Raw genomic sequence first — 11953 nt, 5'->3', positions numbered from 1 at the left:
AGAGTTGCAAATGTTGGATCTGGTTTTAAAGATGAGTATTTATTTAATTCGGCATGCGCAGAGTGAAGCCAACATCAATGGGCGAACTAGATCGCATGCTGCAATTGCACTGAGTGAGCAGGGTAAGCAGCAGGCAGAACAACTTTGCGAAGCATTGCCCTCTATTGATCACGTCATTATTTCTAAATACCAAAGAACGTATCAAACTGCACAGCCGATTTTACACAAATATCAGATCACAGCAGAAGTCGATCACAGCTTGCATGAGTTTAGTTATCTCTCGGAAAGGAAATGTGCTAACACCAATCTGGATGATCGCAAGCAATGGGTTAATGCGTATTGGGAGCGAATGGATTATGACTATCGGGATGCCGATGATGCGGAATCTTTTGCTGACTTATATGTGCGAGTGCAATGTGTTCATGAAAAATTAAGACAATTGGCACAGGAATATGTACATCAAAACTTAGCTATATTTACGCATGGGCAGTTCTTACAATTATTGCTCACGCTAAAACATACACCGCAGCCATTGAGTCGGGAACTGATGCAAAATTTTAGATCAGACTTAATCCAGCGCCCCATCCCCAATACCGCAATATTTTTATTTTAAGATTCCCAAAAAGATTTCATCCCTGAACTATATGTCAGGGATGAATCATTTCTTTTATTTATTTAAACCCAGCCAGTCTCGTGGTTTTAAATAATAATCAGTGAGACGTTTCTCAGCCGAATCTGCATCCCATTCAGGGCGATATGACCAGCCCGCCAGATTAGGCAAGCTCACTAAAATCGATTCAATACGCCCGCCAGTCTGTAGGCCGAACAAGGTACCACGGTCATATACCAAGTTATATTCAACATAGCGGCCACGACGATATAACTGGAACTCACGTTGAGCTTCGGTATAAGGCTGCTCACGATGCTTTTCAAAAATTGGTAAAATTGCTTCTAAATAACCATTTCCGACCGCCTGCATATATTTAAAGCAGGTTTCGAAATCCCACTGGTTCAAATCATCAAAGAATAAACCGCCTACACCACGCTGTTCATCACGATGTTTTAAATAGAAATAATCATCACACCATTGTTTATGTTCGGCATAAACATGCTCACCAAAAGGCTGGCACAAGTCATGAGCTTTTTGATGCCAATTCAGCACATCCTCATCATCTGGATAGAATGGGGTTAAGTCGAAACCACCGCCAAACCACCACACTGGATCTTGGCCTTCAGGCTCAGCCACAAATAGGCGGACATTGGCATGAGAGGTCGGGATATTCGGATTTTTCGGGTGAATCACCAACGATACGCCTAGTGCTTGTGCCTTTGCACCCGCAATTTGTGGATGACGTTCAGTCGCTGAAGCGGGGAGTTTACTGATATTAATGTGGGAGAACATGACCCCACCTTTTTCAATCACTTCACCATTTTGCAAAACACGAGAGCGACCGCCACCGCCTTCGGTTCGTTGCCAATCATCAATGATAAACTCAGCGGTTCCACCGCCTGCACGTTCCTGTTGCTCTAGTCCTGCACAAATGCGTGCCTGTAGATCGAGTAAAAACTCGCGAACACGTTGAATATCAGCTGAAGTTGGATGCTGCATGATGATCCTCTTGATAAGATCTAGGAATTACTGATATCAAAACATAAATCCATAAAAAAAGTAAGGGATTTATGGTTGATCTCTTAAATTTAAGGACAGAAAGTATTTGATTGAAGTTGTTGGAGTCAAAAATATTCATTCCATCGTAAGATAGTGGAAATATCCTATGAAAATAGGATCATTCTGTATTGGTCGTTTTATTTTAAGCGGATCATATTTAAAGTCATATTGAGCAATAATCCATCTACCATGATCAATACCTTTCAATCGAGAATAATGCATAAAATGATCTACAAATGTATCAGAATATGATAAGTCTTTGATTAAAAAATCTATTGGAACTAATCCAAAATCTAGATGGTTTATTTCTTGATTATTAAGTTCATAATACCCTACACCACATAGATTTTGTAATACATCTATATCCATATCAGTTTTGTCATTAGAAAGACCAATCCAAATTGATACAAAACCTTTATGCTCAAAGCCTTGATCATAAAAGTCATCATCATCCGAATAATCAATTTTATTCATAGACTCGCCAAAGATATCTTAATTAAATTGGTCTTTTAACTAGATCAGAAGTCATCTTTTTTATAAAGATGATCCATACGTTCACGTTTGGTCTTTAAATATTGTTCATTGAATGGGTTGCGACCGACAGTCAGCGGTACACGCTCCACCACATTAATACCCAGATCAGTCAATGCTTTTAATTTAAGTGGATTATTTGTGACCAGTTTCACTTCTTTAACTTGAAGATGATCGAGCATGATGCTGCACATATCGTAGCGACGCGCATCAGCAGGTAAGTTCAATAACAGGTTCGCATCAACGGTATCATGACCTTGATCTTGCAAGGCATAAGCACGGATTTTATTGGTTAAACCAATACCACGCCCTTCTTGACGCAAATATAAAATTACGCCTTGGCCTGCATCATTAATCAGGCGTTGGGTGGCTTGTAACTGTGGGCCGCAATCACATTTAAGTGAAGCGAAAGCATCACCAGTCAAGCATTCTGAATGGATACGCACAAGTACAGGCTTATTGGGAGCAGTTTCTAACCCTTTAGAAAGCGCCACATGTTCCTCACCCGTTTCCGGATCTTGAAACACGGAAATATTGAAGTCACCAAAGGCAGTCGGCAGCTTTGATGTTGCAATAAATTCAATCGGCACAGAGAACTCACTATGATCATAAAAACAATCTGAGTATAGCTTAATGTGTGAAGATTGCGCGAACTGGAATTTCTGATTTTTTATATAAGTTTTTCTTTTTCATACAAAGCACACAATAATGGTTGATAAACAGTGACATAATTCAGGATAATCTACGGGTCATTCTTTAAAAATTGCATAAGAATGTTCAGCACTACATCATTCGCACGTGTGGCTGATTGAAGGCAGATCATATTTAATTGTATGATTGCCCCCATTTAACCCAGCTTCGGACTTGCCAGGCTTAAAAAGGCTTTGCCACATTATGTTGTATACCGAAATTCCAACTCAACGCCCTGTTACGCCATTGTTAGATGGAATTGATCATCCACAACAATTACGTCAGCTCGAGCAAAGCCAACTCGTTCAAGTGGCGGATGAGTTACGTCAATATATTTTGTATGCAGCTGGGCAGAGTGGCGGACACTTTGGTGCAAATTTAGGAGTGGTCGAACTGACTGTGGCCTTGCACTATAGCTTTAATACGCCAGATGATCGTTTGGTTTGGGATGTGGGCCATCAGGCTTATCCGCATAAAGTGCTGACAGGTCGTCGTGATCGCATCGCTACCATTCGTAGTAAAAATGGTTTGGCTGCGTTCCCTGCACGTGATGAATCTGAATTTGATACCTTTGGTGTAGGTCATTCCTCAACTGCCATTTCAGCAGGTTTGGGTATGGCACTGGCTCGCCGTTATCAAAAAGATCCATGTGATGTTGTTGCAATCGTGGGTGATGGTGCAATGACGGCAGGTATGGCATTTGAAGCCATGAATGATGCGGTTGCGCATGATGCGGACTTAATCGTAGTCTTAAATGATAACGATATGTCGATCTCTTGTAGTACGGGTGGTTTTGCCAAACATCTGGCAGCCATTTGGGAAACAGGGCAATTGATCAATGTGAATGAACAGGGTGAAGCCTATGTTCAACCTCATCCAAAGTGGACCTATAATTCACGTTTGCATCAATCTGCGACAGATGCTGCTGATAATTTATTTAAAGCAATTGGTTTTGATTATTTCGGGCCATTTGACGGACATGATGTGGAACAACTGGTACAGGTTTTCCATGCACTTAAAAAACGTAAAGGTCCACGTCTAGTTCATATTTATACCAAAAAAGGTAAAGGTTTCGCACCAGCGGAAGCAGATCCGATTACCTATCATGCGATTACTAAAATTGCGCCAACCGCAGCAGCACCCGTAAAAAAATCACCTCCTAAATACTCAGATGTATTTGGGCAATGGCTATGTGATGAAGCAGCTCAAGATGAACGTCTGCTCGCCATTACACCTGCGATGTGTGAAGGCTCGGGTATGGTGAAATTTGCACAGCAATACCCTGAGCGTTTCTTTGATGTCGCAATTGCTGAACAACATGCGGTGACTTTAGCCGCTGGTATGGCATGTGAAGGGTTAAAACCGGTTGTCGCGATTTATTCAACTTTCTTGCAACGTGGTTACGACCAGTTGATTCACGATGTTGCCTTGCAGAATCTGGATGTCACTTTTGGTATCGATCGTGCAGGTTTAGTGGGTGAAGACGGCCCAACGCATGCAGGTGCATACGATTATGCTTATATGCGTACGGTGCCTAACATGGTCATTATGGCGCCGAAAGACGAAAATGAATGTCGTCAGATGCTACATACAGCCTACCTCTACGAAGGACCAACCGCGGTACGTTATCCGCGTGGCGCGGGTACGGGTGTTGAAATTCAACAGCAAATGACAGCTTTGGAAATTGGCAAGTCTGAAATCGTTGCTGAATTTAATGTTGATGCTGGACAGCACATCAGCATTCTGGCTTTTGGTAGCCGCGTTGCGCCATCGGTTGAAGCTGCAGAACAGTTTGCAAATCAGCATGCTATTGGTGTACGTGTTGTGAATATGCGTTTTGTAAAGCCATTGGACGAACAAATGATTCGTGACTTGGCAGAAAGCACACAACTGTTTGTCACTGTTGAAGAGCATGCCGTAATGGCAGGAGCAGGTAGTGCTGTCAATGAATTCATGGCTCAAGCAAAAATTGTAAAACCAATCCTGAATCTTGGTTTGCCAGATACATTCTTACATCAAGCAACACATCAGCAAATGTTGCAAGATTGTGGTTTGGATGCTCAGGGAATTTTAGCTTCAATTGAGCAAGCTTGGTTCTAACTTATAAGTTGATGTAAACGCGAAAATAATTTTTCGCAACATTTTTCCCCTAAAAGCGCTTATATTTGCTAGAATATACGCGCTTTTATGCATTATTCTTTGTCAAAATCTTCAAATTTGTAGTGGGTGTTCAATGGAACCTATGGTGGTTATGGCTGCGCGTGCGGCTCAAACAGTTGGTCAAGAGCTTTTAAAGGCACATCAAAATCGTCATAAACTCGATTTACAAGTTGAAGAAAAAGGCATTGATGGTCCAGTAACACGTGTTGATCGTTACTTGGAACAACTTACAATTGATACACTTCGCAAAAGCTATAAAAACCACAGCTTCCTTGGTGAAGAGTTTGGTATGCAAGAAGGTAAAGGTCACGATGCAGATTGGTGCTGGGTGATTGATCCTTTAGACGGTACACAAAACTTTATCAACGGTTTTCCACATTTCTGTATTTCTATCGCAGTTCAACATAAAGGTGTGACTCAACACGGTGTGATCTATGATCCAGTACGTGATGAGTTGTTCTCTGCAAGCCGCGGTCGTGGTGCAGTGATGAACCAACGCCGTATCCGTGTAAATGTAAAAGAAAACCTTGAAAATACGTTCCTTGCAGTAGGCCATCCGTACCGTGCAAAGCGTAATGGTGAAATTGTTTCTTATGCAGAACAACATTTTGCATCATTATTGGCAGTGACTAAATCTGGCGCGCAAATTCGTCGTGGCGGCTCAGCTGCATTAGATTTGGCTTATGTTGCTGCAGGTCGTTTTGATGGTTTCTTTGAGCTTGGTTTAAAACCTTGGGATATCGCTGCGGGCGAATTAATCGTGAAAGAAGCGGGCGGTGTTGTTGTTGATGCACGCGGTGGTAATGAATCATTTGACAATGGTCAGGTGCTTGCATGTTCACTTAAGATGTTAAAGCCATTGATGCAAAACGTTGTTCCAGCTTGGGGCGAAGCTGCAAAATAATTTGTAAATATAGAAAAAACCCTCAATATGTTGAGGGTTTTTTTATGCGTTTAGAAAATAGGGAAACGAAATTCTGATCTATTTGATTGCTTTGAGGTCGATGAGGAAATAATAATTTATTTAAATAATGAGATAGAAAAAGAGAAATTTAAAACTTATTCACGCTTTAATCTTTATGTGGATTTAAAATGTCATGTTGAATGAACAGCGCAGGTGCCTTATGTGGGTAGGGTTAGGATGTAAGCTCCGTTAAATTGGCATACTCCTCTCAGTTTTTGTAAAAATAAATATTATTTTTCTGTTTGTAATTGCGCGAGCTTCATAAAAAAAGCACTTTTTATTATTTTTAACTTGCTGATATTTCGCTGTATATCTTTTAATCTTCTGTTTAATTTTAGAGCGGTTCAAAGCTGAAAGCCCTGATAATAAATGTGATGTAATAGAAAAACCAATTAAAAAAGGTGACTTTTAAAATTATTCTGCTATAATCCGCCCACGCACTTAAATTCCAGTTCATTACCTGAACATTCAGTTCTATTCATATTAGCGCACGCTGTCCATAGAGAGGACCACATCTTGCGCCCAAATCGCTTAGCGATTCTTCAGGTTGAGGCAGTAATCAAGCGTGCGTTTAGTCCACATCGTCGTTATTCGGATCGCCGCTGAATTTCATATATTTTCAGCTTGAGTCGCTTTGCCGCTTGTTGCCGATGTCTATTTTTTGTATTTATTAAAATGGAGCACCCACAAGGGTGAAACTCTCTATGAGCAAAACTTTTGCCGAATTTTCTTTGCACGAAACCTTACAACAAGCCCTAGAAGGTTTAGGTTTTACGACACCAACTCCTGTGCAAGAACAAGCGATTCCAGCTGCATTAGAAGGTAAAGATTTATTAGTTTCAAGCCAGACTGGTTCTGGTAAAACAGCAGCATTTTTACTTCCTACATTAAACGCTTTAGCGGGTGAAGATACTTTTGTGCCATTTAAAGAGCGCATGAAAGCAGTCACTCAGCCAACGATTTTAGTTATTTCTCCTACGCGTGAATTGGCTCAACAGGTAAGTCAAGACGCGATTGCATTTGTACGTCACATGAAAGGTGTTCGTATTGCTGCAATTATGGGTGGTATGCCTTTCGGTAAGCAAATTCAACAGCTTAAAGGTGCACAAGTTGTCGTTGCGACTCCTGGTCGTTTACTTGACCTTGTAAACCGTCGTCAAATTAAACTTGATAAAGTTGAATCATTAATTGTTGATGAAGCTGACCGTATGCTTGATCTTGGCTTCTCTGAAGACTTGGAAGCAATTGGTGAATTAGCTGCAAACCGTAATCAAACATTGATGTTCTCTGCAACATTTGCTGATCGTATTATCCGTCTTGCTGAACGCATGATGAATGATCCGCAACGTATTGCAATTGAAACTGGTCACAGTACTAACACTGATGTAACTCAAACATTACATTGGACTGATGGCTTTGAACACAAGAAAAAATTATTAACTCACTGGTTATCTGATGAGTCTGTAGATCAAGCTGTTGTATTCGCAAGCACGCAAGAAGATACAGATATGCTTGCTGAAGAATTAGCTGAAGCGGGTCACTCTGTTGTTGCATTGCATGGTGCGATGCCACAAACCGTTCGTAACCGTCGTTTACGTAGCATCCGTGAAGGTCGTGCAAAAATCCTGGTTGCAACTGATGTTGCAGCGCGTGGTTTGGACGTACCAACGATTTCACACGTAATTAACTTCGGTTTACCGATGAAAAATGAAGACTATGTACACCGTATTGGTCGTACAGGTCGTGCGGGTCGTACAGGTCAAGCTGTGACTTTGGCAACTTACCGTGAGCGTGGCAAAATCCGTGCTTTAGAAGATTATTTAGATGCACGTTTAAATGTATCTGAAATCGAAGGTTTAGAGCCATCTCCACCTCCTGCACGTTCAGGTCGTGATGGCGGTGGTCGTGGTCGCGGTGGTCGTGATGGCGGCGGTCGTGGTCGTGGTGGTTTTGGCGGTGGTCGTCGTTTTGAGGGTGAAGGTAACTTCAAACGTCGTGAAGGCGGTGATGATCGCCCACGTCGTAGCTTCGATGACAAGCCACGTGGTGAGCGTCCATCTTTTGGTGGCGAAGATCGTCCACGTCGTGAATTCAACTCTGACCGTCCACGTCGCGAGTTCAATTCAGATCGTCCACGCCGTGAAGGTGGTTTTGAAGACCGTCCACGTCGCGAATTTAATTCAGATCGTCCACGTCGTGAAGGCGGTTTTGATGATCGTCCAAAACGTAGTTTTGGTGGTGAAGACCGTCCACGTCGCGAGTTCAATTCTGATCGCCCACGTCGTGAAGGTGGTTTCAACGATAAACCGCGCTTTGACTCGAATGATGACAACCGTGGTAACCGTGTAGACTATAAACCACGTCGTGAAGGTAGCTTCGGTGACCGTCCAAAACGTGATTTCGGTGATCGTCCACAACGTGAAGGCGGTTTCGGCGATCGTCCAAAGCGTAGCTTCGGTGATGACCGTCCAAAACGCAGCTTCGGTGGTGATGACCGTCCAAAGCGTAAGTTTGGTAACGATGAGCGTCCAGTACGCGGTTCACGTGAAGAAACTTTCGGTGGCGACCGTCGTCGCAAAAACGATTTTTAATCGTTAAAAACCGATAGAATGAAGAAGCCAGTTGAAAAACTGGCTTTTTTATTTCGGTTTAGTCATGTAAAATTATAAAAATGTGTACTAATTCAAATTTTATATAAGAAATGAATAAGGTTAAGCAAAATAAAAGCCTTTTGAGTCAAGCTTGGTCTTTCATGTGTAGTGAAGGACTGCCGTGCCTATTCGTCATTTTAATGCTCTGTAACGGTTTATTTTTTGCTTATGCGTTGTTTGATACGATTAACGCTGAGTCATTTAATGTTAATTCTCATCATACAACCAGCCAGATTATTCCCAAGAATAACTACATAAATTAAATACTCTTGATACATCCCTTATCAAAATGGAAACAAGCGTTTAATGTTTCAGTGTATAGTATGCGTGCATAAAAAGTGCAGGAATGAATGCCATTATGAATAACAAATCTCCTCTCGATGCAGAAGCCTTAATTGAAGTTAAAAACTTAAGCTTTAATCGAGGAGAACGCGTCATTTATGACGATATCAGTCTCAAAATTCGACGTGGTCAAATTACTGCAATTATGGGACCATCCGGCACAGGTAAAACCACCTTGTTGCGTTTGATTGGTGGGCAGTTGAGCCCAGATCATGGCGAGGTGTTGCTGGATGGCAAAAATATTGCGGCAATGTCGCGTCATGAATTATTCGCTGCACGTGCACGTATGGGAATGTTATTCCAGAGTGGTGCATTATTCACAGACATGTCGGTTTATGAAAATGTGGCATTCCCAATCCGTGCACATACTAAATTGCCAGAACATATTATTGCAGAGTTGGTGGCTTTAAAACTTGAATCAGTCGGATTACGTGGTGCTGAGCAGTTAATGCCAACCGAGCTTTCAGGCGGTATGAACCGTCGTGTTGCTTTGGCACGTGCAATTGCGCTGGATCCTGAGCTGATCATGTATGATGAGCCGTTTGCTGGACAGGATCCGATTGTAATGGGTGTATTAACCCGTCTCATCCGTTCGCTACGAGATGCTTTAGATCTAACGACTATTATTGTGTCGCATGACGTGGCAGAAACCTTGTCGATTGCAGATTATATTTATGTGGTCGCAGAAGGTAAAATTCAGGGTGAAGGTTCTCCAGAAGAATTAAAAAATCATGCTTCACCTTTTGTCCGTCAGTTTTTAACAGGTTCAGCTGAGGGGCCTGTGGAATATCAATTTACTCATCAAGCATATTTAGATAACGAGGTTCGTCCATGAATGCGATTGCCTGGCTAGGTAGACTCGTTATTGAGCGAATAAAAGGAATCGGTGCTGCCGCGCTGATGCTCCTGCAAGTTTTATTTTCCATGCCATCGAAAGGTGGTTTTCAGCGCTTTGTTTATCAGATGTATCGTGTCGGGGTGATGTCCCTGCTGATTATTGCTGTTTCAGGCCTATTCATTGGTGCCGTACTGGGTTTGCAGATGTATAGCATTCTGGTGACTTTTGGCAGTGAAGCAATGCTAGGTACTGCAATTTCACTGACGTTGCTACGAGAACTTGCTTCTGTTGTCGCTGCATTATTATTTGCAGGACGTGCCGGTTCAGCCTTGACTGCTGAAATTGGTTCCATGAAACAAAGTGAACAACTTGCCAGTATGGAAATGATTGGTGTTGATCCACTGCGTCAGATTGTTGCTCCTCGTCTATGGGCGGGTATTGTGAGTTTACCGATGCTTACGGTGATCTTTGCAACGATTGGTATTATTGGCGGCAAGCTGGTAGGTGTTGATTTTTTAGGTGCGGATGAAGGTTCATTCTGGAGTGGTATGCAAAGTAGCGTACAGTTCTGGCATGACATTTTTAATGGCACCATTATCAAAAGCATTGTCTTTGCTTTGATTTGTACATGGGTGGCGGTGTATCAGGGTTATGCTTGTGAACCAACCCCAGAAGGTATCGCGACTTCAATGACCAGAACGGTCGTATATTCTTCACTTTGTGTATTAGGTTTTGATTTCGTGTTGACTGCGGTCATGTTCGGAGGGATTTAATGAAATCACGTACTAGTGAGCTGGCCGTAGGTATTTTTGTCATTATCTTCGGTGTCGCTCTATTTTTTCTTGCGATGAAAGTGAGTGGGTTGGTAGGTACTAATCTACGTGATAGCTATAGCATGACAGCACAGTTTGACAACGTAAATGGTTTAAAGCCACGTGCCAAAGTGACCATGAGTGGTGTGACCATCGGTCGTGTTGAATCGATTACGCTTGATCCTGTTTCTCGTCTGGCGACAGTCAAATTTGATCTGGATGGTAAGCTCACCAGCTTTAACCCGGAACAACTTAAAGAGGTGCAGAAGAATGCACTGGAAGAGCTGCACTATAGTTCTGACTATGAGCAAGCGAATGCTGCGAAACAAAAAGAAATGGAACAGCAACTTACCAGTAACATGACCTCCATCACCACGCTCGATGAAGATGCTTATATAATGGTAGCAACCAATGGTCTATTGGGTGAGAAATATTTGAAAGTTGTCCCAGGTGGCGGTGTGAATTACCTTAAACGTGGTGACGTGGTTTCAAATACCCAAGGCACAATGGATTTAGAAGATTTGATCAGTAAGTTTATTACTGGTGCTGCTGGTAAAGCCACATCAAGCTCAACAGCGACAGAGAGTCAAGCTTCACAGCCAGCTGCTGAAGTAGAACCTTCTTTTGTTGAGTAATTCAGGTTAGGAGATTGAAGTGAATACATTATTGAAACAAACGCTAACCGCAAGCGTATTATCGACAATGCTTGCAAGTGCGGCATTTGCAGCACCAACAGAAACCCCACCTGATTTTGTTAAACGTGTGGCTGATGGCTTAATTACGCGTCTAAAAGCGGATCATGCCAAGTTGCAAAATAATCCGACACTGGTGAAAAGCATTATTCGTCAAAACCTTGACCCGTATGTGGATTCTCAAGCGTTTACGCGTATTGTGTTGGGTACTTATGCGAATAACCAATATACCAATGCTGCACAACGTGCACAGTTCGAAAAGAACTTCCGTGAAGTGATTATTGAGAACTATGGTGGTGCTTTCGCAAAATATACCAATGAAAGCTATACCATGCGTCCGTTTAAATCGACCAACAGCAAAACACCTGTTGTGACTTTAGACTTCTTGCACAATGGCGAGAAAATCCCTGTGTCGTTCCAGTTAACGGACAAGGGCGACCAGTGGAAAGTACGTAACATTAATGTATCTGGTATCGACTTGGGCTTACAGTTCCGTAACCAGTTCGCTGCAACTGTTCAACGTAACGGTGGCGATATTAATAAAGCGATTGCAACGTTTAAACCAGATGCAGATGCTGCAGTTAGCAAAAAATAAGTAGGTGAC

General features: G+C 42.3%; 11 protein-coding genes. 8 read left to right on the top strand and 3 right to left on the bottom strand.

Features of this window, described 5'->3' with window-relative positions; all coding sequences use genetic code 11:
• Positions 1-31 precede the first annotated feature (31 nt).
• Entirely contained in the window at positions 32-613 is a 582-nt protein-coding gene (locus tag IEV36_RS07245) for a histidine phosphatase family protein (protein ID WP_032864119.1), read from the top strand.
• A gap of 54 nt (positions 614-667) precedes the next feature.
• Here the strand turns inward: IEV36_RS07245 and hemF are convergent, their stop codons facing one another.
• From hemF to ribA, 3 genes are all read right to left on the bottom strand, one after another.
• Positions 668-1609: an oxygen-dependent coproporphyrinogen oxidase gene (hemF, locus tag IEV36_RS07240; RefSeq protein WP_004775925.1), complete on the bottom strand. Its 942-nt coding sequence runs from the start codon at positions 1607-1609 to the stop codon at positions 668-670.
• Between the two features lie 135 nt (positions 1610-1744).
• On the bottom strand, positions 1745-2143 hold the full coding sequence (locus tag IEV36_RS07235; protein WP_005259852.1) for a hypothetical protein: 399 nt from the start codon (positions 2141-2143) through the stop codon (positions 1745-1747).
• A 44-nt stretch (positions 2144-2187) separates the two neighbouring features.
• Entirely contained in the window at positions 2188-2790 is a 603-nt protein-coding gene (gene ribA / locus IEV36_RS07230; RefSeq protein WP_004775924.1) for a GTP cyclohydrolase II, read from the bottom strand.
• Between the two features lie 304 nt (positions 2791-3094).
• Here ribA and dxs point away from each other — a divergent pair, with 304 nt between their 5' ends.
• From dxs to IEV36_RS07195, 7 genes are all read left to right on the top strand, one after another.
• Complete coding sequence (gene dxs, locus IEV36_RS07225) at positions 3095-4990, top strand: 1-deoxy-D-xylulose-5-phosphate synthase (protein ID WP_005259848.1); 1896 nt, start codon at positions 3095-3097, stop codon at positions 4988-4990.
• Positions 4991-5123: 133 nt separating this feature from the next.
• Positions 5124-5954, top strand: a complete 831-nt coding sequence (locus tag IEV36_RS07220; protein WP_004775922.1) for an inositol monophosphatase family protein — start codon at positions 5124-5126, stop codon at positions 5952-5954.
• A gap of 764 nt (positions 5955-6718) precedes the next feature.
• Positions 6719-8605 carry a DEAD/DEAH box helicase gene (locus tag IEV36_RS07215; RefSeq protein ID WP_005259847.1) on the top strand — a complete coding sequence of 629 codons (1887 nt, stop codon included), beginning with the start codon at positions 6719-6721 and terminating at the stop codon, positions 8603-8605.
• 418 nt (positions 8606-9023) lie between these two features.
• Positions 9024-9842: an ABC transporter ATP-binding protein gene (locus IEV36_RS07210; RefSeq protein WP_004775920.1), complete on the top strand. Its 819-nt coding sequence runs from the start codon at positions 9024-9026 to the stop codon at positions 9840-9842.
• Positions 9839-10618 (top strand): lipid asymmetry maintenance ABC transporter permease subunit MlaE, encoded by a 780-nt coding sequence (gene mlaE, locus IEV36_RS07205; protein WP_004775919.1) that lies wholly within the window; start codon positions 9839-9841, stop codon positions 10616-10618. Before IEV36_RS07210 ends, mlaE begins: the two co-directional genes overlap by 4 nt.
• Complete coding sequence (gene mlaD / locus IEV36_RS07200; protein WP_005259846.1) at positions 10618-11292, top strand: outer membrane lipid asymmetry maintenance protein MlaD; 675 nt, start codon at positions 10618-10620, stop codon at positions 11290-11292. Before mlaE ends, mlaD begins: the two co-directional genes overlap by 1 nt.
• Before the next feature lie 19 nt (positions 11293-11311).
• On the top strand, positions 11312-11944 hold the full coding sequence (locus tag IEV36_RS07195; protein ID WP_004775917.1) for an MlaC/ttg2D family ABC transporter substrate-binding protein: 633 nt from the start codon (positions 11312-11314) through the stop codon (positions 11942-11944).
• Positions 11945-11953: the final 9 nt, after the last annotated feature.

The organism is Acinetobacter vivianii, assembly GCF_014635885.1.
In the GTDB taxonomy this organism is placed as follows: Bacteria; Pseudomonadota; Gammaproteobacteria; order Pseudomonadales; family Moraxellaceae; genus Acinetobacter; species Acinetobacter vivianii.
The sequence above is the reverse complement of the archived record's forward strand: the minus strand, read 5'-3'. Positions and strand labels throughout refer to the sequence as shown.